The organism is Rahnella sp. JUb53 (assembly GCF_004346065.1).
In the GTDB taxonomy this organism is placed as follows: domain Bacteria; phylum Pseudomonadota; class Gammaproteobacteria; order Enterobacterales; family Enterobacteriaceae; genus Rahnella; species Rahnella variigena.
The window spans coordinates 146,225-169,984 of record NZ_SLYT01000005.1; the positions used below are offsets into that span (position 1 = coordinate 146,225).

At 52.8% G+C, this 23,760-nt stretch carries 14 protein-coding genes and 1 pseudogene; 6 read left to right on the top strand and 9 right to left on the bottom strand.

The features are described from left to right. Positions 1 to 683: 683 nt before the first annotated feature. Both EC840_RS13790 and tssD read left to right on the top strand, forming a co-directional pair. Positions 684 to 1,337: a hypothetical protein gene (locus EC840_RS13790; protein WP_132965748.1), complete on the top strand. Its 654-nt coding sequence runs from the start codon at positions 684 to 686 to the stop codon at positions 1,335 to 1,337. A 264-nt stretch (positions 1,338 to 1,601) separates the two neighbouring features. Beyond that, positions 1,602 to 2,080, top strand: a pseudogene (tssD, locus tag EC840_RS13800) (type VI secretion system tube protein TssD). 157 nt (positions 2,081 to 2,237) lie between these two features. On the opposite strand, the gene EC840_RS13805 reads toward tssD, so the two are convergent. From EC840_RS13805 to EC840_RS13820, 4 genes are all read right to left on the bottom strand, one after another. Further along, on the bottom strand, positions 2,238 to 3,209 hold the full coding sequence (locus EC840_RS13805; protein ID WP_112286838.1) for a TerC family protein: 972 nt from the start codon (positions 3,207 to 3,209) through the stop codon (positions 2,238 to 2,240). Positions 3,210 to 3,623: 414 nt separating this feature from the next. Beyond that, positions 3,624 to 4,370, bottom strand: a complete 747-nt coding sequence (locus EC840_RS13810; protein ID WP_132965750.1) for a glutamine amidotransferase — start codon at positions 4,368 to 4,370, stop codon at positions 3,624 to 3,626. 26 nt (positions 4,371 to 4,396) lie between these two features. Beyond that, positions 4,397 to 5,383 (bottom strand): Gfo/Idh/MocA family oxidoreductase, encoded by a 987-nt coding sequence (locus tag EC840_RS13815; RefSeq protein ID WP_112286755.1) that lies wholly within the window; start codon positions 5,381 to 5,383, stop codon positions 4,397 to 4,399. A gap of 31 nt (positions 5,384 to 5,414) precedes the next feature. After that, complete coding sequence (locus EC840_RS13820; RefSeq protein ID WP_112286754.1) at positions 5,415 to 5,921, bottom strand: M48 family metallopeptidase; 507 nt, start codon at positions 5,919 to 5,921, stop codon at positions 5,415 to 5,417. A 172-nt stretch (positions 5,922 to 6,093) separates the two neighbouring features. Here EC840_RS13820 and rlmG point away from each other — a divergent pair, with 172 nt between their 5' ends. Continuing rightward, the gene (rlmG, locus tag EC840_RS13825) at positions 6,094 to 7,245 is read left to right on the top strand and encodes a 23S rRNA (guanine(1835)-N(2))-methyltransferase RlmG (protein ID WP_132965752.1); all 1,152 of its coding nucleotides are present in this window, start codon (positions 6,094 to 6,096) and stop codon (positions 7,243 to 7,245) included. A gap of 72 nt (positions 7,246 to 7,317) precedes the next feature. Here the strand turns inward: rlmG and EC840_RS13830 are convergent, their stop codons facing one another. Next, a complete protein-coding gene (locus EC840_RS13830) occupies positions 7,318 to 9,354 on the bottom strand; it encodes an NADPH-dependent 2,4-dienoyl-CoA reductase (protein ID WP_132965754.1) in 2,037 nt (678 codons plus the stop codon). Between the two features lie 397 nt (positions 9,355 to 9,751). Here EC840_RS13830 and EC840_RS13835 point away from each other — a divergent pair, with 397 nt between their 5' ends. Further along, positions 9,752 to 10,618 (top strand): crotonase/enoyl-CoA hydratase family protein, encoded by an 867-nt coding sequence (locus EC840_RS13835; protein ID WP_113877142.1) that lies wholly within the window; start codon positions 9,752 to 9,754, stop codon positions 10,616 to 10,618. A gap of 29 nt (positions 10,619 to 10,647) precedes the next feature. Here EC840_RS13835 and pdeR read toward each other — a convergent pair whose 3' ends face one another. The 4 genes from pdeR to malT form a co-directional block, all read right to left on the bottom strand. Continuing rightward, the gene (gene pdeR / locus EC840_RS13840) at positions 10,648 to 12,666 is read right to left on the bottom strand and encodes a cyclic di-GMP phosphodiesterase (protein WP_132965756.1); all 2,019 of its coding nucleotides are present in this window, start codon (positions 12,664 to 12,666) and stop codon (positions 10,648 to 10,650) included. A gap of 282 nt (positions 12,667 to 12,948) precedes the next feature. Then, a complete protein-coding gene (gene bglX, locus EC840_RS13845) occupies positions 12,949 to 15,246 on the bottom strand; it encodes a beta-glucosidase BglX (protein ID WP_113877144.1) in 2,298 nt (765 codons plus the stop codon). A gap of 387 nt (positions 15,247 to 15,633) precedes the next feature. Further along, on the bottom strand, positions 15,634 to 15,918 hold the full coding sequence (locus EC840_RS13850) for a YjcB family protein (protein WP_112286748.1): 285 nt from the start codon (positions 15,916 to 15,918) through the stop codon (positions 15,634 to 15,636). Positions 15,919 to 16,182: 264 nt separating this feature from the next. Further along, a complete protein-coding gene (malT, locus tag EC840_RS13855; RefSeq protein WP_132965758.1) occupies positions 16,183 to 18,909 on the bottom strand; it encodes an HTH-type transcriptional regulator MalT in 2,727 nt (908 codons plus the stop codon). Positions 18,910 to 19,229: 320 nt separating this feature from the next. On the opposite strand from malT, the gene malP reads away from it, so the two are divergent. Further along, positions 19,230 to 21,632 (top strand): maltodextrin phosphorylase, encoded by a 2,403-nt coding sequence (gene malP, locus EC840_RS13860; RefSeq protein WP_132965760.1) that lies wholly within the window; start codon positions 19,230 to 19,232, stop codon positions 21,630 to 21,632. A gap of 9 nt (positions 21,633 to 21,641) precedes the next feature. Further along, positions 21,642 to 23,729, top strand: coding sequence for a 4-alpha-glucanotransferase (gene malQ / locus EC840_RS13865; RefSeq protein ID WP_132965762.1), 2,088 nt, complete (start codon positions 21,642 to 21,644; stop codon positions 23,727 to 23,729). Positions 23,730 to 23,760: the final 31 nt, after the last annotated feature.

Genomic DNA, 23,760 nt, shown 5'->3' on the forward strand with positions numbered 1-23,760 from the left:
AAGTATTAATCATACAGGCGGTGATTGTTAACTCAGTCACCGCCTTTATTTTATCCAGCGACTATAGTAATTCCTTTAGCTTCAACGGGCTAAGATGGTGCGCTTTTTACTCTGAGGAATTTCACCGATGTTATTGCCTTTCCGTCGTACCCTTCTGGCTTCATCCCTGTTTCTCACCTTTTCCGCTTTTGCCGCGCCAGCCGGGGATTTACCGCTGATGCCATGGCCGGATATCAAACTCTAATGCAAGTGATTTATTTTATATGTTTCGTTTAAAGAAATTCTAATAAGTGTGTATTTTACACAATAAGTGAACTTTCAAATAACAAAAATCAAGAACAAGTAATGTCAGGTTAGTCAGTAAAGAGTGAGTAATGTGATTGAATGCTTGTTGGTGAAAAAGGGTTGAGGGAAGGCAATAGTATAGTAAGGCGTACAGACCGAAGTCCGCGTAATGAATTTCCGTTCCTTGGCTACGCCATCACTCATAAGCATTTTTGTAAAACGTTGGTAGATGTATACGCCGTATGAATTAATATATCAAAACGAGTGATTCAGTATTAATTAGTGCCCGACTAAACTGGGCTTTTTTGCCAGAACTCCATTGTAAGTAAAAAATCTAGTGCGTACGTGTATAATGCAATACCATTAGGATGGGAATGAATCATAACTAAGGGACTAATATGGCTGACATTGATGATATATCCACGCGCATTGCTGGGATTATTCTTTCCCCCGAATCAGTAAATGGCCTCATAAACGGTGCGTTCACCGTGCCGCTTGATATGGGCTATATGGTATATGATGTGTTTGATACAGGCTCACGGTTCAGGCGTGAAACAGCTAGAATTAGAATGGCTGGCGCTATAAGAAACGATATCTTGAATTACGACCATATCATAGATGCGATTAAGATAATTTTTAATAAGTTTAACATCTACGTTACCGAAACAGAGCAGGATAATATTTATAGAGGCGTAATTACATCATTTGTGGGAAGGATGGGGGCTAATACAATCATGGCTATGATAACGGCTGCAGTATTAGAAAGAGTTTCTTTTATCTCAGCTACATTTAAATCAAAACCCATAGCTGTATTAACTGGAACGTTGTTAATTGGTGGTATGACTGAGCGCTCAATACGAACCTCTGAACGGTTGGAGGCTGAGAACCCAGAAATATATAATTTATTGAGTGCGAAAGACTATGACCTCCTTTACTTCTTATTTGAGCCATCCGTTCAACCTTTTGTAGATGCGATGCATATCAGAATAACGCAAGGCGAACCTACATTCAGAAAAATAATTGAGTTGGTGAGGAAGAAAATAAATGCCTAAAGGCGGGGTGTTTTTTAAAGTCATCAAGATGATTCTTACTGCAACCGAAAAAATAGTTGCTTTTATAATTTATTATTTATTTGAGTTCGCATTTGCACCATTGATGATATTTGGGCCAATACTTTGCATTATATACATCGAGCCGTGGCCGATGAAGTTTGTAGGTATAGGAGCCTGGCTAATATTTCTATACATCTTGTACAAAGTGATTGATAAAATCACAGGCAGAGACAAACGTAATAATTAACTTTATAAGGATATAACATGTCAATTCCAGCTTATTTATTTCTAACAGATGAAAATAATTCTCCGATTATTGGCGGCTCGTTGGTTTCTGGCCGCGTGGGTGCCATTGAGTTGAAATCGTTTGCTCACCACCTTTCTATACCCTGCTGCGGGCACACGGGAGACTGACGGGTACACGCTTACATGAGCCCATCAACATTCAAAAAGAGTTCGATAAAGTCACCCCGTTGCTATACCGCGCTCTCACAAATAACCTGGTATTGAAATCTGCAACAATAAAGATGTATCAAATAATGGATTCAGGCATGGAACATGAGTATTTCAATATTCTGTTAGAGAACGTGAAGATCACTGCGATCACTCCAACGCTCCATCCTGGCGGCACAACGGGAACGCATCTGGAAAACATTCAGCTACGTTATGAGGCGATTACCTGGAAGCACTGCGACGGTAATATCATACACAAAGATAAATGGAATGAGAGGGCCACAGGGTAGCATTGCCTGTCAAAGCTCATCTTCGGTCAGTTGGACGGGCTCGTAATCGGAGTGGAGGTATGCCGATGGAAATAAGCTTTGATAATCTTCATTGAAAATAAACAGGTAAAATAATGAATGGACGTGATATCCGCCCATTCATTATTCCTGATTAATGCTATGACTTTCGCGTATTGTTTAGATCGTTACGACGATTCACCCAGGTGTTAATCAGCAGGGTGATGATCAGAATCGACGCGATCACGCCCAGCGATATTCCCACCGGAATGTGGAACACATCGAGCAACAGCATCTTGATACCGATGAAAATCAGGATCACCGCCAGACCGTATTTCAGCATCGAGAAACGCTCTGCCACACCCGCCAGCAGGAAGTACATCGCACGCAGGCCGAGGATCGCAAACAGGTTAGACGTCAGCACAATGAACGGGTCGGTGGTTACCGCAAAGATAGCCGGGATACTGTCGACCGCGAAAATCACGTCGCTCAGCTCGACCATAATCAGCACCAGCAACAGCGGCGTGGCGAACAGAATACCGTTGCGGCGTACGAAGAATTTCTCGCCCTGTAAATCGTCGGTCATACGCATTTTACTGCGCAGCCAGCGGATCATCGGTTTCTCGCCCACTTCTCCGTCGTCATCTTTCGCCAGTGCCATCTTGATACCGGTGAACAGCAGGAACGCGCCGAACACGTACAAGATCCAGCTGAATTGCCCCACCAGCCAGCTACCCGCGAAAATCATACCGGTACGCAGAACGATGGCGCCAAGCACGCCGTAGACCAGCACGCGGCGTTGCAGGTTAGCCGGAATGGAGAAGTAGCTGAACAGAATCAGCCAGACGAAAACGTTATCGACCGCCAGCGCTTTTTCCAGCAGATAGCCGGTCAGGAACATGGTGGCTTTGGCGTCGGCGACTTCACGTCCAAACTCGCCGTTGAGATACCACCAGAAGCCGAAGTTGAACAGCAGCGACAGGCCAATCCACACCAGCGACCACATCGCGGCACTTTTCATACTCATGGTTTGCGCGCCTTTGCGACCCTGCAACAGCAGGTCGAACGCGAGCATAATTATCACTACCACTGCAAAAGAGCCCCATAAAATCGGGTTGCCTACGGAGTTCATCATTGCGGTATCCTCGAAAAAACATCAAAAAAAAACGGCCAGCGTCGGAAGACGTTAGCCGCTCATTTTTTGAGCTGTGAGCAAACCTCGCCGTCCGGCAAGGTCTCACTTACAACCCGTTTCCCCTTCATCCTTCGAGCCGCAGGGTTGTTGGCTGCGTTCGCTCACCCGAATCACTGACCTGTGTCAGCTCATCGGGATTCGTTCGCTTGCCGCCTACCTGCAACCCGAATTATTCGGGTAAACATTAATTAGTGGGTTGTCCCGGTAACCGGGTGGCTGAGACGGCGCTGCGTGAGCGCGGGTCCAGACACCGTAATGACGATTATCCGGCGAAGAAGTTACTCCCCTTTGCAGTTCGCAAATTAATGCAAAATGTGTCCGGTGTCAAACATTCAGAAACATTATAGAGCATTAACCCGCCAGTGCCTGACGTTTACCGAGTGCGCCGACAAAGGCCAGCAGCAGCCCCTGGCTGAGCGGTGTTTCGCTAAGTTGCTGAGCCTGATGAGTAAAGTCCACCGAATCGTCTTCGGCCAGGGATCCCAGCCATGACAGATACGTTTTCATCACCGCCAGACTGAATTCCGGATGGAACTGGGTGCTGACAGCATTCGGGCCATAACGCAGGATCTGATGCGGGTCGTGCAGCGTTTTCGCCAGCACCGTCGCCGTCGCAGGCGGCGTGATAACGGTTTGCAGATGGATCAGATTCGCCGCGAACTGCGCCGGAAGCTGAGATACCAGCGGGTCAAGATGCCCGGCAGGCGTCAGCGTGACTTCATGGGTGCCCACTTCAATCCCTTGCGGGTGATAATCTACCTCGCCGCCCAGCGCATACGCCATCAGCTGATGACCGTAGCAGGCGCCGAACATCGGTAACTCCTGCAACATGCCCAGACGTACCCAGTCCGCCGCGTCTTCACTCCACGCCAGATGTTCTGTGACCATGCTGCGCGACCCGGTAATGATCGCCCCGCAATAGTGTTCCGGCGGCAGCGGGCGTTCACCCGCCTGCAAATCGACAATCACGACCTGCTGCGGGTCGATATCCCCCTGGCGGATAAACATCTGCGGGAAGTTATCGTGTGCGCGGCGGATAGGCTCCGGCGCGTGACCGGTCTGTAAAATCAACAGCGGTTTCTGACTGGGTGCAATCATCTGTTACTCCCGATACTTACGGAACATTAAGGCTGATTATCGGCCGGAAACACCACGCCGGTCTGACGACGGATTTCCGTCAGCACTTTGGCGGTGATGCGCGAGACTTCCAGCCCCGGGTGCGCGACAAACTGGCTGTCGACCAGAATCGCAAAAGTTTCTGCTTCATACAGCATGGTGTTGATGTGCTGCGGTTGTGTCAGATCCAGTTTCTGGCTGCCGCGTGGCGTCAGGCTGAGCGTCTGGCATTCAGACAGTTTTTCCATCTGCAGGGTGCCGTCTTCGCCCTGAATTTCGCTTGGCAGCAGGGAGTCGCTGATTTTGGAATGGTTGATCACCACTTCGAAGTTATCCGCATAAGACAAAATCACCGTGCCCTGACCGTCGACGCCGCTGTCCAGTAATGTCGCCGTGGCTGTTACTGATTCCGGTTCACCAAACAGCGAAATGGCGCTGGCCAGACAGTAATAGCCAATATCCATGATTGAGCCGTTGGAAAACGCCGGGTTAAAGGTATTCGGGTTTTCACCCGCCAGATAGCGCGGATAACGTGATGAATACTGGCAGTAATTCAGAATGGCTTTACGCAGTTTACCAATGCGGTTCAGCGCGCCTTTCATATGCAGGAAATTCGGCAGATAGGCGGTTTTAAACGCTTCGAACAGCACCACGTTGTTCTCTTTCGCGCAGGCAATCAGGCTTTCGGCTTCTTGCAAATTAGACGCCAACGGCTTTTCGCAAATCACGTGCTTTTTATGGCTGAGAAACAACAGCGATTGTGGGGCGTGTAATGAATTCGGGCTGGCAATATAGACGGCATCAATCAGGTCAGACGCGGCCATTGCTTCAAGGGAATCAAAATAATGTTCAACCGGATAATCCTCACCGAGCTTTTTAGCGCCTTCCAGCGTGCGGGAGTAAATCGCGGTTAACTTCATCTTACCGCTCTCGTGTGCGGCATCAATAAAACGCTGGGTGATCCAGTTGGTGCCGACGACTGCAAAGCGAATCATATGTGTTCCCTATAGATAAATGGACAAAGAATTATTGGTATAACTTGCCGAATATTTCCAGATGCGTCAGGTACATGCGCGTGTCGAATTCTAACTGATGATAGTCGGGCGTCATATGACAGCACAGGCTGTAGAAGGCTTTGTTGTGTTCTTTTTCTTTCAGGTGCGCGAGTTCATGCACCACAATCATTTTCAGAAACGCTTCCGGTGCGCTTTTAAATACCGTCGCGACGCGGATTTCCGCTTTGGCTTTCAGCTTGCCGCCCTGAATGCGCGATATGGCGGTATGCAGCCCCAGCGCGTGCTTCATCACGTGGATTTTATTGTCATAAGCGACTTTGCTTAACGGCGATGAACTGCGTAAAAACTGGTTTTTCAGGTCCAGCGTATACTGATAGAGCGATTTGTCAGTGGTCAGCTCGTGCGGCTCGGGGTATCGCGTCAGCAACACTTTACCTAAACGTTCCTGTTCAATTAACTGGCGAACCTGAGCCTGAAGATTCTCGGGATAGCCTTGCAGATAGGTCAATTCAGGCATAACTGTTTGCTTTGTCTCTTTATTGACGGGGAAAAGATGCCATACCGGTAAGCGGTGTTTTCGTCACGATCGCGCCAGTCCGGCAGATAAACCCCTTTTTAACTGAAAAAACGTTTTACTGATAGACCAAATTAAGGGATAAACAGCGCAAATTGAATATAGAGGAGGGCCAATGAGCCAATTCGAAACCGAAACAGGTGGTCAGTTATTGCAACTGCGTCTGGAACGTTATCCGCTGGAAGAAGCGGCAACGCAGTTACAGGCATGGGAAGCGGCGGATGAGTATCTGCTGCAAAACCTGAACACCGACGCGCTCAACGGCCGTCCGCTGCTGATTTTCAACGATGCTTTTGGCACGCTGGCCTGCGCTTTGCAGCTGCACAACCCGACCAGCATCAATGACTCTTTCATGAGTCAGCTGGCGATGCGCCATAACCTGCGTCTTAACGGATTTGACGAAGACAGCGTGGCGGCGCAAAGCAGCCTGGTGCCGTTGCCTATCAATCCGGGTCTGGTCATCATCAAAGTGCCAAAAACGCTGGCGCTGCTGGAACAACAACTGCTGGCGCTGCGTGAAGTGGTGACCCCGGACACGCAGATTATCGCCGGCGCGAAAGCCCGTGATATCCACACCTCTACGTTGCAGTTGTTCGAGAAAATCCTCGGGCCAACCAAAACCAGCCTGGCATGGAAAAAAGCCCGTCTGATCCATTGTGAAGCGACTCTGCCAGCGCAAACCGCTGAGCCGGTGATTTCCGAATGGGCGCTGGATGACAGCGAATTCCGTATTTCCAACCATGCGAACGTGTTCTCTCGCGGCGGTCTGGATATCGGCGCACGCTTCTTCATGCAGCATCTGCCGGAAGGTATCGAAGGGCGCATGGCGGATCTGGGTTGCGGTAACGGCGTGATCGGCATGACCGCTCTGGCGCTGAATCCGGATGCAGAAATGCTGTTCGTCGATGAATCTTATATGGCGGTAGAATCGAGCCGCATTAATGTCGAAAACAATTTGCCGCAAGATGTCAGCCGCTGTCATTTCGAAGTGAACAATATGCTGGCTGGTGTCGAGCGCGAAACCCTGCACGCCGTGTTGTGTAACCCGCCGTTCCACCAGGGCACCGTGGTCAGTGATGACACCGCGTGGCGCATGTTCTGCGACGCCAAACGGTGCCTGCAAACCGGCGGCGAACTGCGCATCGTCGGCAACCGCCATCTGGATTACTACCAGAAACTGCGCCGCCTGTTCGGCAACTGCACGACGATCGCCACCAACCAGAAGTTTGTGATCCTGCGTGCGGTGAAAACGGCCTCGCATCACTGATCGCTGAATTGCTGACATGAAAAAGCCGCTCATCGCGGCTTTTTTTTCGTCTGCAGTTTTCTAATCCAATGTTTATATCTTCAGCGCCAGCTGCGTGCCCTGATCGATAGCCCGACGGGCATCAAGTTCGACGGCCACGTCTGCACCGCCGATCAGATGCACGGTTTTTCCGGCATCCTGCAACGGCTGATACAGGGCGCGCTGCGGTTCCTGTCCGGCGCAGATAATTACGTTATCTACTTCCAGACACAGCGGCTCGCCGTTCATGATCAGATGCAAACCCGCGTCGTCGATGCGTTCGTAGCTGACGCCGCTTTGCATCTTCACGCCACGGTGCAGCAGGCTGGCGCGGTGGATCCAGCCGGTGGTTTTCCCCAGTCCTGCGCCGACTTTGGTGGTTTTGCGTTGCAGCAGAACGATCTCCCGCGCCGCCGGTTCGGGCTGCGGTCCCTGCGGTGCCAGACCGCCGCGATGCCTCAGGCTCTGGTCGATCCCCCATTCGTGACTGAAGGCCTGAGTACTCAGGCTTGATGACACGCCTTTATGCACCAGATATTCGGCGGTATCAAAACCGATACCGCCCGCGCCAATAATGGCGACGCGCTGACCGACCGGTTTTTTATCTCGCAGCACGTCGAGATACGTCAGTACGCTCGGGTGATCAATGCCAGTAATATCGGGCAGGCGTGGTGAAATACCGCAGGCGAGGATCACTTCGTCATAACCCGTTAACTGGCTGGCGGTGACGGTTTCACCCAGACGCAGCGTGACGCCCAGTAATGTCAGCTGACGCGAGTAATAACGCAGCGTCTGATAAAACTCTTCTTTGCCGGGGATCTGTTTGGCGACATTAAACTGCCCGCCGATTTCATTGTGTGCATCAAATAAGGTGACGTGATGCCCGCGGCTGGCGGCGGTGGTGGCAAATGCCAGTCCGGCTGGCCCGGAGCCGACCACGGCCAGGCGTTTGGTGATTTCCGCACGGGTTATGGGTAACTGCGTTTCACGGCAGGCGCGGGGATTCACCAGGCAGGACGTGACTTCTCCGGCGAATATCTGATCCAGACAGGCCTGATTACAGCCGATGCAGGTATTGATTTCATCAGCACGCCCTTGTGCGGCTTTTTCGACAAACGCCGGATCGGCGAGGAACGGGCGCGCCATCGACACCATATCCGCGCAACCTTCGGCGAGAATTTTCTCCGCCACGTCGGGATCGTTAATGCGGTTGGTGGTGATCAGCGGAATACCGACTTTGCCCATCAGTTTTTGCGTCACCCAGCTGAACGCCGCGCGGGGAACCATAGTGGCGATGGTCGGAATGCGCGCTTCGTGCCAGCCGATGCCGGTGTTAATAATGCTCGCGCCGGCCTGCTCGATGCGTTGCGCCAGAGTTTCGACTTCCTGCCAGTCCGAGCCTTCCTCAACCAGATCCAGCATGGATAAGCGATAAATAATGATGAACTCCCTGCCACAGGTTTCGCGCACGCGGCGCACGGCTTCTGTCGCAAACCGCATACGGTTATCGGCGGAACCGCCCCAGCTGTCCGTGCGCTGATTGGTGCGCGCGGTGAGGAACTGGTTTATCAGATAACCTTCGGAGCCCATGATTTCCACACCGTCATAGCCGGACGCCTTCGCGAGTTGCGCACAGCGGGCAAAATCCGCCAGCGTTGATTCGATTTCTTCTTCGCTCAGAGCATGAGGTGTAAAGCGGTTAATCGGTGCCTGAAGTGCTGAAGGCGCGACGGGGTGGGGCTGATAACTGTAACGCCCTGCATGAAGAATTTGCAGCGCAATTTTCCCCCCGGCGGCATGAACGGCCTCCGTTACCACGCGGTGATGCGTGATGTGCTCCTGTTCTGCGAGGATTGAACCACCCTGATACACCACGCCCTGCGCGTTGGGGGAAATGCCGCCTGTGACAATCAGCCCGACACCTGCGGCGGCGCGTTCGGCATAAAAGGCCGCCAGACGTTCAGGCCCGTCCTCCAGTTCTTCCAGTCCGGTGTGCATCGAACCCATCAGCACGCGATTTTTCAGTTGTGTAAAACCTAAATCCAGCGGCGCCAGCAGGTGCGGATAAAACAGCGAAGCGCGTTCAGTCATGGAATTCTCTTAAGTGGTCGGAGGAGATGAATTCAATTTAGCGGGTGGCAGAGCAATTGGAAAGTCAGCGTGCAATGACTGTGATATGCGTCACTTTGGGGAAATCCCTGAGAGTTAATTAACTATTACGCATATTATTAATCGCCAAACATTAATTATGGCGGATTATTTTTGCGGAAGTCTGGTCGTCTGAAGTCGCGGATAAAAACATTATTTCTTTGTTTTTACACAATATTGATTGGTTGCAGGTTGTTTATTTTAAACATTTTTTTATTACGTTTATGCGCTTAGGATTATTTTTATAAAACAATCTCGAATCGATTCAGTTCAGGTTAGAGCTGGACTAGGCTGGAGCTGCTTCACCCTAAAAAATTCATTTCTAACCTGGATATATACTATGAATCTTATTGACCATACAGCCTGCCGCCCGTTTACCGAAGCCGGGCATTTGTCCCAGATTGCAGCCTATTATGAAGAAGGCCGTAATGTCATGTGGATGATGCTCAGGTCTTATCCACGTCCCTGTTTTAATCAGGAGCTTATTGAGGACATCATGACGCTGACCTATGCAGCAAAGGCGTCGGGGCTGCGTTTTGATTTTTGGGTCACCGGTTCTTTGGTGCCCAATATGTACAATGTGGGAGGTGATCTTAGTTTCTTTGTCGACTCTATCGTCAATAACAAGCGCGAGGCTTTGCGCGCCTACGCCAGAGCCTGTGTGGACTGTGTTCATGCTGCAGCGCGCGGGTTTGATGTGGGCGCGATCAGCTTGTCGATGATTGAAGGTACGGCGCTCGGCGGCGGATTCGAAGCGGCGCTGGCGCACCATTATGTGCTGGCGCAAAACACGGCCCGGATGGGGTTTCCGGAAATCGCCTTTAACCTCTTTCCGGGAATGGGCGGTTATTCGCTGGTCTCGCGTAAAGCGGGCATGAAGCTGGCGGAGGAACTGATTTCCACCGGTGAGTCTCATACGGCGGAATGGTTTGAAAGCCGCGGGCTGGTGGATGTGTTATTCCAGCCGGGTGAGGCGTTCAACGCCACGCGTACGTTTATGGATGTGCTGCGGCCAAAACTTAACGGGATCCGCGCCATGATCCGCGCACGCCAGCGCGTACTGCAACTTTCACGTTCCGAGCTGATGGATATTACGGAGGATTGGGTGGATGCCGCGTTTACGCTGGAGGAGAAAGACCTGAGTTATATGGAGCGTCTGGTCATGCTGCAAAACCGGCATACGGCATCACTGCGTAAAACCGGCTAGCAGCGGGCAGAAAGGGCCCGTTACTGGCGCTATTTCTGTTTTGCTTTAGGTTTAAAAATATTGGGTGAAGCAATCATTTTTTCTTCAAGCCAGTGCTCGAGTTCCGTTGCGGGCATTGGCCTGGCGTAAAGAAAGCCCTGTTTGCTGTCCACACCAATCTCGTCAATTAACTTCTCTTCTTCAGCCGTTTCCACCCCTTCCGCCACCACGGTCAGTTGCAGGGTTTTCGCCACCGCCACAATCGCCCGCACCAGCGCCTGGGAAACCGGATTGTCATTGATCCCACGGACAAAACTCTGGTCGAGCTTAATGCAGTCGAGCGGAATGCGTGCCAGCTGGGACAGGGAAGAATAACCGGTACCGAAATCATCCAGATGCACCTGCGCGCCGAGTTTATGCAGCTGGTTAATCATGGCGACAGCTGCGCCTTCGTCTTCCACCAGACAGCTTTCGGTCAGTTCAAAATCGAGCAGACACCCTTTCATGCCGGCTTTTTTCATGGCATCAGACAGCGTCGTGATAAACGAGCCATTATTCAGCTGGCGTCCGGAAAGATTCACGGCCACGCGCAGATTCAGCCCCTTTTTTTGCCATTCAGTCGCCTGACGGGTGGCGGTTTCGATCACCCATTTGCCGATGGGTGTAATCAGGCCAGATTCTTCGGCATAAGGGATAAAACTTTGCGGCTGGATAAGACCGCGTTCCGGCGAATTCCAGCGCAGCAGCGCTTCGACACTTTGCACGGTGCCATAAAGTGACACTTTCGGCTGATAGTGCAAAACCAGCTGGTCTTTTTCCGCCAGCGCTTTGCGTAAATGCGTATCCAGCCACATGTATTCTGAGGCTTTTTCATTCATGCCCGGCGAGAAAACGCAGTGCGCATTTTTGCCTTTTTCCTTCGCCACATACATGGCGGTATCGGCGTTTTGCAGCAGCGTATCGCCGTCAGTGCCGTGTTCCGGACAGATAGCAATGCCGCCGGAACAGCCGGTATAGACTTCAATGAGACCGATACGAAATGGCAGGCTCAGGCGGCGCAACACGCGCTGGCTCAGTGCCTCCAGTGCGCTCAGTTCTGCATGGATACTGAGGATGATGAATTCATCGCCGCCGAGGCGCGCGAGCTTATCGTTAGGCGAAAGACAATCCTGAATAGCGTCGGATACCGCCCGCAACAGGTGATCGCCAAACATATGACCGTAGGCGTCGTTCACCTTTTTGAAGTTATCCAGATCCAGATAAATCAGCCCGACTTTGTTTTCGCCGCGCTCGAGAAGGGCTCTGGCCAGAGATTCCTGTAACGCGTTGCGGTTGGCGAAACCGGTGACCAGATCGGTGTTGGCCAGCACGCGCAGACGCTCCTGCGCTTTGCGCTCGTCCGTAATGTCAGAACCCGAGCAGATCAGGTATTTTTGCTGTTTACCGCTGCCGCTGTGGACGAATTTATTGCGAAACAGAAACAGCCGCTGACCTTTAACCGTATTGATCCAGCGTTCGACTTCGTAGGATTGCTGATGCTGAAAAAAACCGTTGATGTTCTGGCGCGACGCCAGACCTTCTTCCATCGTCATGAATAAATCGTAGGCGCTGCGGCCAATGACATCTTCTTCGCGCAGGCCGGTATATTCTTCGCTCAGCCGGTTAAAACGATGGATTTTGCCTTCCTGATCGATGATCACAATCACGGAGTTGGCTTCGGAAACCACCTGTTCAGCAAAAGTCAGACCGACTTCAAGATCGTGCGCGACGGATTCAGTGTCCTGATACGCTGATGCCGTGCCAGCCCAGGCTTTGCTGTCAATTTTCCGGCCGACAAGATAAAGGCGTACAGGGGAACCGAACAGGGTGATGTCCAGCGTGAAACTTGAGGTGATCCCGGTCAGTTGCCTGATTTTTCCCGCCTGCCATTGGGTCAGGGAGATAGCAACATTAACAACGCCTTTCTCTGCGGACAGCTCCAGTGCATTGCTGTCAGAACCCACTCGCCAGTATGGGCGGGGCGTACCAAAATGCAGGTACAGGATGGACGCATCTTGAGAATCGACCATGAATGTTTCTCCGAAAAGAACGCTATACGCCGCCAGTGTGGCGACATGGCGATAGTCAGCACAGACGGAGTTTACTCTGCTCAGCACACCCGCACCGCTCCGCAACTATCGGATACAGAGCCGGAAGGCGTAACACATTGAATTTAAGGTTAGCAACTGTCGGTTATATATCCAGTCACCGGACAGAAATTACTGCTCAGAACAGGCGGGTTCCGTTGCCGGGATCCCGCCTGAGAGAGAACGTGCTGACTGCATATCGGGCCTGGTTTCAGACCCGATATGTTATTTCAACAGGAAGCTGGTTTTCTTCACATCCTGAGAATCTAACCCGACGAATACGTTGAACTTACCGGGTTCAGAGGCCCATTTCAGCTTGTCATTGTAGAAACGTAAGTCTCTTTCATTGATAGCAAATGTCACGGTTTTCTCTTCACCCGGCTGCAGGGTGATCTTCTCAAAGTTCTTCAGCTCTTTAACCGGACGACTGATCGACGCGGTGACATCCTGCAGATACAGCTGGACGATCGTCGCGCCACTGACTTTGCCGGTGTTTTTCACCGTGACACTGGCTGTCAGCGGATGTTTCGCATCCATGGTTGTGGATGAAAGGTTCACGTCAGACACGCTGAAACGGGTGTAGCTCAGGCCATAACCGAACGGGAACAGCGGCCCGTTGGTGATATCGAAATAACGGGTCGTGTATTTATCCGGATGCTGTGGATTGAACGGACGACCGGTATTCAGCACGCTGTTATACAAAGGAATTTGCCCGACCGAACGCGGGAAAGTCATCGGCAGTTTGCCTGACGGGTTGTAATCGCCAAACAGAACGTCGGCAATCGCGTGACCGCCTTCGGTGCCGGCGAACCAGGTTTCCAGCATGGCATCAGAGATGTCATTTTCCCACGTCAGTGTCAGAGGACGACCATTCATCAGCACAATCACCAGCGGTTTACCGGTGGCTTTCAGCGCCTTGAGCAGGTCACGCTGGCTTTGCGGAATGCTGATATCTGAACGGCTGGAGGCTTCATGCGCCATACCCTGCGCTTCACCCACCACCGCCACCACGACATCTGATTTCTCAGCTGTTTTCACCGCTTCGTCAATCATGTCCTGTGGTTTACGCGGGTCGTTGATCACCTGCTTGTCGTAGGAATTAAGGAAATCGACCATCCCCTGATCGTCGGTGATGTTAGCACCGCGTGCATATAACAAAGTGCCTTTGTCTCCGAGGACATCTTTCATCCCCTGCAAGACAGTCACAGCCTGAGCGGCTTTACCGGCGGCAGACCAGCTGCCCATCACATCGCGTTTGCTGTCAGCCAGCGGGCCAATCACGGCAATGGTGCCTTTTTTCTGTAACGGCAGCGTCTCGTTGGTGTTTTTCAGCAACACGAGGGACGTACGTGCGACTTCGCGGGCTTCGGTGCGGTGCAGACGGCTTTCGGCATTGGTGTCCGCCGGGTCGCTCGACTGCGGGCCTAAATGACGGTATTCATCGACAAACAACCCCATGTCCCATTTCGCGGCCAGAACGTCACGTACGGCACGGTCAATATCCTGCTGACTCACCAGACCGTCGGCGAGCAATCCTTTCAGATACTTACCGTACATATTGTCGGCCATGTCCATATCGACACCGGCTTTCAGCGCCATCGCAGCCGCCTGACGATCATCTTCGGCCACGCCGTGTTTGACCAGACCGCCAATAGCGCCGTGGTCACTCACTGTCAGACCTTTGAACTGCCAGTCATCGCGCAGAATATCTTTCAGCAACCAGGTATTTGACGTCGCGGGAACGCCGTTAACACTGTTGAGGGCAACCATCACGCCACCAGCACCGGCATCTACCGCCGCTTTATACGGTGGCATGTAATCGTTAAACATGCGGGTCAGGCTCATGTCCACGGTGTTGTATTCGCGACCGCCTTCCACCGCGCCGTACAGCGCGTAGTGTTTGACGTTAGCCATCACGGCGTCGGGTGCGGAAGGATCTTTACCCTGATAACCCGTCACCATTTCATGTGCCAGGCGGGACGTCAGGTAGGTGTCTTCGCCAAAACCTTCGGAGACACGGCCCCAGCGCGGATCACGGGTAATATCGACCATTGGCGAGAAGGTCATATTCAGACCATCTGCTGCGGTTTCCAGTGCGGAAATACGTGCGCTGGTGTTGACGGCCTGCATATCCCAGCTGGCGGCAAGGCCAAGGCTGATAGGGAAAATAGTGCGCTGACCATGCACCACGTCATAGGCATAAAACGGAGGGATCTTCAGGCGGCTTTCTTTCACCTGATCCTGCATGCGGCGAATATCAGGTTTAGTGACGGTATTAAACACGCCACCGACTTTACCGGCGCGGATGTCAGCCATAATGGCTTCTTTCTGGTAGTCCGGCCCCACAGTGACCAGATTCAGCTGACCGATTTTTTCATCAATGGTCATTTTTTTCATCAGGTCCGCAATAAATGCATTGCGCTCTTTTACCTGATCCTGGGGAATGCCCGTCGTTTCAACGGCGAGCGAAGAAGCAGAACTTACCAGTAACACTAACGCGCCAAGCACGTGATGCGTATTCATCGGAATTCCTTCAGCCATAAGCAGGGGTGCCAAACCGGTGAAAATTCAGCAGCCTGAAGCAAACAAAGCAATGATCATTCTAAGAAAAGTATGGGTGAGAATCTAATACGACCCTTCAACTATTAGCAATGAATAGTTTATGCCCTGCGCACAATATCGTTTTACATTGCGGAGCAGACTGCAATTTACAGGTAATCAGAAACTCACGTACAAAAAGACCTCAGATACGCCACGCATTTTTCTAAATTTAGGATTAAATGATATGCAGGTGAACAAATAATCAGCAAGCTGGTCTGAATGTTCATTATCAGGGTAATAAAAAAGGCAGAACATCATGTTCTGCCTTTCTTTCATCTGTTCTCAACGACACGCTGTGAGCGAATCGGATTAATAGTAATAAGACATATCGGTCGGGGTTTTGCTCATCACATCAAAGAAAACGTCTTTCGTGTTTGCCCAGAACTGCGCGACGGCGGCGGCATCATAATTCATGCCCATCAGGCTCATCACGAAGAAACAGGTTACGGTCAGGCCGAGACCGCTGCAAACAAAGGCCATGGTGTTGCGGCTGGACTGGCGGCAAACAATATTAAGCTGGCTGGTGCAGAACATCAAAAAGGCGCTCAGCAATTCCCAGCGCATCATGACAATCCCGGCAGTTAAAGTACCCATCGATAAAATCCTTACTCACTACAGCCGTTTACACAAAGCCAAAATCAGCCGGATGGCTGTTACAACAGGTTGGCAGCGGGCTTTTCTGAAGAAATGGTGAATTACAATAGTGTGACGACGGTCACATTATATCACCAGATTTTATTTTTGAGCAAAATATGTTCGCTAATGAGAAATAGGCATAACACATCAACTTATTTTGATGATGTGTTATGAAAAGAGTGGGGTGCGATAACGGTAGGGCGTTGAGAGTTACCCGGTGAATCAGGCGCCGTACCCCATGACCTGTAACAGATGCTGCGCCTGCTGCACCGCTTCCTGACGGTGTGCGACGCCCAGTTTCTGGTACAAATTGCGGATATGCGTTTTGATGGTGGTGGAGGCGACATCGAGTTCACCGGCGATCTGATCGTTGCTGTAACCGGAGTAAATCAGCCCGAGAACCTGCCATTCGCGCTGGGTCAGCGGACTGGTGCGGATCAGTTCCGGCACCTGCGGATGGGTCAGCAGTTTGTTGACGAACCCTTCGTCGAAGTGCGCGAACTTATGACGATGGTGCTGGTTAATTTCACGCAGAATTTGCTGCGCACGGCGCTGTTCCAGTTCCGGCAGCAGATTGAGTTGCAGCAACTGTCGCAACTGCTGCGCCATCATTTCCCCTTCGATGACGAAATGGCTGACAAAACCCGTACGGTTCGCCAGCCCCAGCGCTTCGATCAACACCCGCTGCGCATCATTTTTACGGCCGGTATGCCAGTAAAGCAGATTGCTGAGCAGCAGATTGCGGTTGAGATCGCTGGTCAGGCGCAACTGACGCGCATTCTGATTCAGCTCATCGAGTACCACCTCGGCTTCATCAAACTGTTCCAGCAAAATCTGCACACGGGCGATATTCCGCCACTGGCCTTGCTGGAAATGGTTGTCGGCCATGTCGGGTTTACGCGCCTGTTGCAGCCACTGGCGGGCAGCGGCTTTGTCGCCGATCATCTGCCAGTAAATCACCCTTGGTTTATCGGTATTGGTCAGCCAGTCGATGTGATACTGACCGGTTTTGAGCAGGCTTTCACAGCGTTGCAGATGGTGATGTGCGTTATCGAGCTGACCGCGGGCGAGGGAGCATTTCGCCAGCATTGCCAGACACTGCAACTGCTGCTGTGGCTGGAAGTTGGTCAGCACATCAAGCCCCTGACGGGCGGCGTCTTCGGCATCATCGAGCCGCGACCATGACCACAGTAATTGCGAGCGCAGGCGCAGTAAAAATTCGTGCATCGGCAACTGTTCCAGATGCTGTTCACGCACCAGTTCAAATGCGCGATCCTGCATCTCAAACGCAGCCTGCAAAAAGCCCTGCGCAATCAGGATTTCACTCTGTTGCAGCAATGCCCATAACGCATAGTGATAAGCTTCATAGCGGCGGGCAATCTGTTCGGTTTGCTGCATCAGCGGCAAGGCGCGGGTCAGATCGCCTTTGCAGTGCTGGATTTCGCCGGTGACCGAGGTCGCCACAATCCGGCTGTAATAGCTTTCATACGGCAGATATTTCAGGGCGTCCGCGGCAAGTTTTTCCGCCTCATCCTGACGGCCATCGTTAATCGCCACCTGCGCCCGCAGGGCATCAAATTCCGCCGCGAGTTCCTGTTCCATGACGATATTGCGCTGCTGCATTTCACTTTCGGCGCGCACCAGCAACGTTTCCACTTCGGCATAACGGTGCTGACTTTGTGCCAGCCACGCCTGCAACAGCACCAGTTTAGGATTCTGGATCAGGCGGTCGTACGGCAGCGCGGCCAGACATTCTTCCAGCAACGCGAGTTCGCTCTGATTGAACAGTGCCCAGGCGTGTTGCAGCAGAATATCGCGCAGCATATTGATGTCTTCCGCCCCCAGCGCATGATGAATAGCTTCGGCTGGAAAACCTTGCGCCAGCCAGCCTTCAGCAGCGGCACGGTGAATGGCCGGCAGTTCTGTCGACAGTTCCCACTGGCAGCGCTGGCGCAGGAAAGTGGCAAACAGGGGATGGAAGTTAAACCATTCGCCGGTGTCATCCATGCGGTGAATGAAAAGCCCCTGACGTTCCAGTTCCTCGAGGCGCTGCTGGCCGTTTTCGCTGCCGGTCAGGCGCACAATCAGCGCATCGTTCATTGACCGCAGCAGCGAGCAGCGCAGTAAAAAGTCTCGTGTCGGCGTATCCACGCGATCCAGCACTTCATCCACCAGATATTCTGAAAGATGGCTGGCATTCAGCCCGGCCAGTTTGCGGGCGGACTGCTGCGTAGACTGTTGCGACGACGTGGTGGACTGACGTGCGGATAACGCGATCAACTGGAGTGCCGTTGCCCAGCCGGCCACTTCGTCGCACAGACGGCCACTGTCGGCCTGATCGATGGGGTCTTTCAACCGGTTGTCGAAAAATTGCTGGGTTTCCGGGTGCGTAAAGGCCAGATGCGTGGCGTTAAGTTCCAGCAACTGATCGCGGACACGCATATTGGCGATACCCAGCGGTGGCAGGGTGCGCGAAAGGACCACCAGCGACAGATTTTCCGGCTGATGACGCAGGAAAAAACGCATCCCTTCATGGATGGCGTCGTTAGAAATCAGGTGATAATCGTCGATAACCAGCAGCAGCGGACGGTGCCAGTCGGAAAGCTCAACAAACAGCTGAGCAAACAGCGCCGATAAACTGGCGTACTGGTGTTTCTGACTCAGCGCTTCACTTTTGACGCAATGACCGCCGCAAGCCTGTTGTACCGCCGCAATCAGATAGCTGGCAAAACGCTCCGGCTGATTGTCACTTTCATCCAGCGAATACCAGCCGAGATCGCTTTTGCCCGCCGCCCAATGTGCGACCAGCGTCGTTTTCCCATAGCCCGCCGGACTGGCGACCAGGGTCAGACGGTAATTTGGCGCAGTCGAGAGCTTCGTCAGCAGACGATCGCGAACCACTGTATTTTGCTGCCGCACCGGGCGGCTCAATTTCGACGGGATCAGCATTTTTTTCGATTCTTTTGACGGTAGTCAGGAGGCGTAATAATTATTTCGCAGCGTGTAATTAATCACTTTTTCTAAAGTCCTCCTTTGAAACATTGATTGCAAGAATGTTACGTTTTTACATGCCGTTAAGTTGCTCTGCATCACACTTCTAAATACAAATTTTCAGAGCTTCCCCCTGATCCCCCGTCTCCTCCGGCTACGCCCCGTTTCTCCTCCCTGCCTAATCTTTGGCAGGATGATGCTGCTCACAGGCACAAGCGTCAGCATAGTGATAATCAACATCAGACTTCCCTACAAATTCCCGGATAAAGAGGCATGTAATGCAGGTGACTTTGGATAAGACGCAGTTTTTAGCCGCGCTAAAACGCCAGTGGCAGGGATTCGGTTTGCAACAGGCACAGGATATGACACCGCATCAGTGGTGGCAGGCCACCAGTGCCGCGCTGTCCGAACCGCTGAGTGCGCAGCCTGCGCCTGAAGCGACAAAACAGCCGCAACGGCACGTAAACTATATTTCGATGGAATTTCTGATTGGGCGCCTGACCGCGAATAACCTGATCAACCTCGGCTGGTATGAGACCGTTAACCAGGCGCTGAAAGAGCAGGGCGTTGAGCTGGCCGATGTGCTGGAGCAGGAAACCGATCCGGCGCTGGGTAATGGCGGATTAGGGCGTCTGGCGGCCTGTTTCCTTGATTCGATGGCGACCGTCGGACAACCGGCGACCGGCTACGGCCTGAATTATCAATACGGTCTGTTCCGTCAGTCGTTCAGCGAAGGCAAACAGCAGGAAGCGCCGGATAACTGGCATCGCGAAAGCTATCCGTGGTTCAGCCACAACAGCTCGCTGTCTGTTGACGTGGCGTTTGGCGGCAAACTGACCAGGAACGAGAATGGTGAAGAACAATGGCATCCGGCGTTCACCCTGCGCGGTGAAGCCTGGGATTTGCCGGTGGTCGGCTATAAAAATGGCGTCACCCAGCCACTGCGTTTGTGGCAGGCGACTGATGTGCATCCGTTTGATCTGACCTTGTTCAACGACGGTGAATTCCTCAAAGCTGAGCAAAAAGGCATTGATGCGGCGAAGCTCACCAAAGTGTTGTATCCGAATGACAACCACGACGCCGGTAAACGCCTGCGCCTGATGCAGCAGTATTTCCAGTGCGCCTGTTCGGTAGGCGATATCCTGCATCGTCATCATTTCCTCGGTCGCAAAATTGAGGATTTACCGAAATTCGAAGTTATCCAGCTCAACGACACGCACCCGACCATTGCCATTCCTGAACTGCTGCGTATTTTGCTCGACGAGCATCAGCTGGACTGGGACGCTGCCTGGGCAATCACCAGCCAGACCTTTGCGTATACCAACCACACGCTGATGCCTGAAGCGCTGGAATGCTGGGACGAAAAACTGGTACGCAGCCTGTTGCCGCGCCACTTCTCGCTGATCAAAGCCATTAATGCCCGCTTCAAAAAAGTGGTCGAAAAGCAGTGGCCGGGCGATAAAGCGGTGTGGGAAAAACTGTCTGTTCACCAGAACAAACAAGTCCGTATGGCGAACCTGTGCGTGGTCAGCGGCTTTGCGGTGAACGGCGTGGCGGCGCTGCACTCCGAACTGGTGGTGAAAGATCTGTTCCCGGAATATCACCAGCTGTGGCCGAACAAATTCCATAACGTCACCAACGGCATTACGCCGCGTCGCTGGCTGAAACAGTGTAATCCGGCACTGTCTGCGCTGATTGACGACACGCTGAAAACCGAATGGGTGAACGATCTTGATGCCCTGAAAGGGCTGGAAAGTTTCGCCGACGATAAAAAATTCCGTCAGCGTTATCAGACGATTAAGCGCGAGAATAAAATAAAACTGGCGCACTACGTGAAACAGGTGATGGGGCTGACGCTTAACCCTGACGCGATTTTCGATGTGCAGATCAAACGCCTGCACGAATATAAACGTCAGCATCTTAACCTGCTGCACATTCTGTCCCTTTACCGTCAGCTGCGTGATAACCCGGAAATGGACATGGTGCCACGCGTCTTCCTGTTCGGCGCGAAAGCGGCACCGGGTTATTACCTGGCGAAAAACATCATCTACGCTATTAACAAAGTGGCGGAAAAAGTGAATAACGATCCGCTGGTGCGCGACCGCATCAAAGTGGTGTTTATTCCGGATTACCGCGTTTCTGTCGCTGAACTGATGATCCCGGCCGCAGACGTTTCCGAGCAGATTTCGACCGCCGGGAAAGAAGCCTCAGGCACCGGCAACATGAAGCTGGCGCTGAACGGCGCGCTGACCGTCGGCACGCTCGACGGCGCGAATGTCGAGATTGCTGAAGAGGTCGGGGAAGACAATATCTTCATCTTTGGCAACACGGTTGATCAGGTCAAAGCGTTGCAGGCGAAAGGCTACGATCCGCTCAAGATCCGCAAAAAAGACAAGCACCTGGATAAGATCCTCAAAGAGCTGGAAAACGGCTTCTTCAGCGATGGCGACAAACAGGCTTTCAGCCTGATGCTCGACAGTTTGCTGGGTGGCGGCGATCCTTATCTGGTGCTGGCTGACTTTGCCGATTATTGCGCCGCGCAGCAAAAAGTTGATGTGCTGTATCGCGACCAGGAAGACTGGACGCGCAAAACCATTCTCAACACGGCACGTGTTGGGATGTTCAGTTCCGACCGCTCGATCCGCGATTATCAGCAGCGGATCTGGCAGGCGAAACGTTAAGGAGCCCGCATGGAGAACAAAGCACTGGAGCAGGCCGCCAGGGAGGCGGGTATTTCCTCTGGTTTTATCAACGCGCACGGTAAGCAGCAGGCGATTGCGCCCGAAACTAAGCGTGAACTGTTAGCCGCAATGGGTTGGGTGGCGGAAAGCCATCTGGTAGTGACGCCGGTTCCTGCGGTGAAAGTGTTCGTTTCCGGCAGCCGTCTGGCATTGCCAGTCGGGGGGGAAGGTGAATATGCCTGGACACTCAAACTGGAAAGCGGCGCAATCCAGCAAGGGCGAATCAGCGGCAAAATGACCCTGGCGCTGCCGGGCAAAATCCCTGCCGGTTATCACCAGCTGACGCTGACACAAGATGCGCAGCAGTGGGATTGCCGGGTGATTGTCGCCCCGAAACGTTGCTATGAACCTGATGCGTTGCTGGCGGGTAAAAAGCTGTGGGGCGCGTGCGTACAACTTTATACGCTGCGTTCGGAAAATAACTGGGGGATTGGCGATTTCGGCGATCTCTGGTTGTTGCTGAAAAAGGTCGCTGAGCGTGGCGGTGCGTTTGTCGGGCTGAATCCTATTCATGCGCTGTATCCGGCCAATCCGGTGGCGGCCAGCCCTTACAGTCCGTCGTCGCGCCGCTGGCTGAACGTGATTTATATCGACGTCAGTGCCGTCGACGATTTCAGGCTGAGCGAAGCCGCGCAACAGTGGTGGAATCTGCCGCTGACGCAGCAACGGTTACAGGCCGTACGCGCCAGCGACTGGGTGGATTATGGCGAAGTGATGCCGCTGAAACTCGAAGGTTTACGCCTGGCCTACGCGCAATTCCTGAAGCGTAAAGCGCAGGATCCGCAGGTGAAATCGCTGGCCGCTTTTGTGAAGCAGGGCGGGGAAAGTCTGTATCTGCAGGCGGCATTTGACGCGTTATACGAACATCTGGCGAAAGAGACGGATGTTGCGCTCGGCTGGAACCGCTGGCCGGAGCAATATCATGATGCGCGCGGACCGGCCGTACGCGCTTTCTGCGAACAACAAGCGCAGGATGTGGAGTTTTACCTCTGGCTGCAATGGCTGGCAGAAACGCAATTTTCCCAATGCTACGAGGTCAGCCAGCAGGGCGACATGCCGATCGGTTTATACCGTGATCTGGCCGTCGGCGTGGTGGAAGGTGGCTCGGAAACCTGGGGCGATGGCGAGCTGTACTGCCTGAAAGCCTCGGTCGGCGCACCGCCGGATATCCTCGGGCCGCTGGGTCAGAACTGGGATCTGCGCCCGATGGATCCGCATGTGATGGTGAAACGCGGCTATCAGCCGTTTATCGATCTGCTGCGTTCAAACATGACCAGCTGTGGCGCGTTGCGTATTGATCACGTGATGACGTTATTGCGTTTATGGTGGATCCCGGCCGGTGAAACGGCGGATAAAGGCGCGTATGTGCAATATCCGGTAGACGATCTGCTGGCTATTCTGGCGCTGGAAAGTCAGCGTCACCGCTGCATGGTGATTGGTGAGGATCTGGGCACGGTTCCGGTGGAGATCGTCAGTAAACTGCGCGAAGGCGGGGTGTATTCCTACAAAGTGCTGTATTTCGAGCGTGATGAGGAAAACAACTTCCGTGCGCCGCAGTCGTATCCGGTTCAGGCGATGGCGACCATCACCACGCACGACCTGCCGACGCTGCGCGGATACTGGCAAAGTGACGATCTGGCGCTGGGTAAATCGCTGGGACTGTACCGCGATGAAGATGTGTTGCAGGAGCTGTACGCCGACCGCGCCCGTGCGCGTCAGGGGCTGCTTGACGGCTTACACCATTACGACTGCATCCCTAAAAAAACCGGACGTAAAGCGGCATTGATGGAGATGACGCCGGTGCTCAACCGTGGCCTGCAACGCTACGTCGCTGACAGCGCCTGTGCTTTGCTCGGCCTGCAACCGGAAGACTGGCTCGACATGGACGCGCCGGTCAACGTGCCCGGCACCAGCGACGAATACCCGAACTGGCGCCGTAAACTGTCCACCTCCCTCGAAGAGATGTTCGCCGACGAGCAGGTGAATAAGCTGATTAAAGACCTCGATAAACGCCGCCGGAAAGTCTCGGTAAGCTGAGGTTTAGAGAAAGACAAACTAAGCCCCGTAA

Bases quoted from the DNA above. Each gene is read 5' to 3' on its own strand.
- EC840_RS13790 (WP_132965748.1), top strand. From the start codon at position 684: ATGGCTGACATTGATGATATATCCACGCGCATTGCTGGGATTATTCTT.
- EC840_RS13805 (WP_112286838.1), bottom strand. From the start codon at position 3,209: ATGAACTCCGTAGGCAACCCGATTTTATGGGGCTCTTTTGCAGTGGTA.
- EC840_RS13810 (WP_132965750.1), bottom strand. From the start codon at position 4,370: ATGATTGCACCCAGTCAGAAACCGCTGTTGATTTTACAGACCGGTCAC.
- EC840_RS13815 (WP_112286755.1), bottom strand. From the start codon at position 5,383: ATGATTCGCTTTGCAGTCGTCGGCACCAACTGGATCACCCAGCGTTTT.
- EC840_RS13820 (WP_112286754.1), bottom strand. From the start codon at position 5,921: ATGCCTGAATTGACCTATCTGCAAGGCTATCCCGAGAATCTTCAGGCT.
- rlmG (WP_132965752.1), top strand. From the start codon at position 6,094: ATGAGCCAATTCGAAACCGAAACAGGTGGTCAGTTATTGCAACTGCGT.
- EC840_RS13830 (WP_132965754.1), bottom strand. From the start codon at position 9,354: ATGACTGAACGCGCTTCGCTGTTTTATCCGCACCTGCTGGCGCCGCTG.
- EC840_RS13835 (WP_113877142.1), top strand. From the start codon at position 9,752: ATGAATCTTATTGACCATACAGCCTGCCGCCCGTTTACCGAAGCCGGG.
- pdeR (WP_132965756.1), bottom strand. From the start codon at position 12,666: ATGGTCGATTCTCAAGATGCGTCCATCCTGTACCTGCATTTTGGTACG.
- bglX (WP_113877144.1), bottom strand. From the start codon at position 15,246: ATGAATACGCATCACGTGCTTGGCGCGTTAGTGTTACTGGTAAGTTCT.
- EC840_RS13850 (WP_112286748.1), bottom strand. From the start codon at position 15,918: ATGGGTACTTTAACTGCCGGGATTGTCATGATGCGCTGGGAATTGCTG.
- malT (WP_132965758.1), bottom strand. From the start codon at position 18,909: ATGCTGATCCCGTCGAAATTGAGCCGCCCGGTGCGGCAGCAAAATACA.
- malP (WP_132965760.1), top strand. From the start codon at position 19,230: ATGCAGGTGACTTTGGATAAGACGCAGTTTTTAGCCGCGCTAAAACGC.
- malQ (WP_132965762.1), top strand. From the start codon at position 21,642: ATGGAGAACAAAGCACTGGAGCAGGCCGCCAGGGAGGCGGGTATTTCC.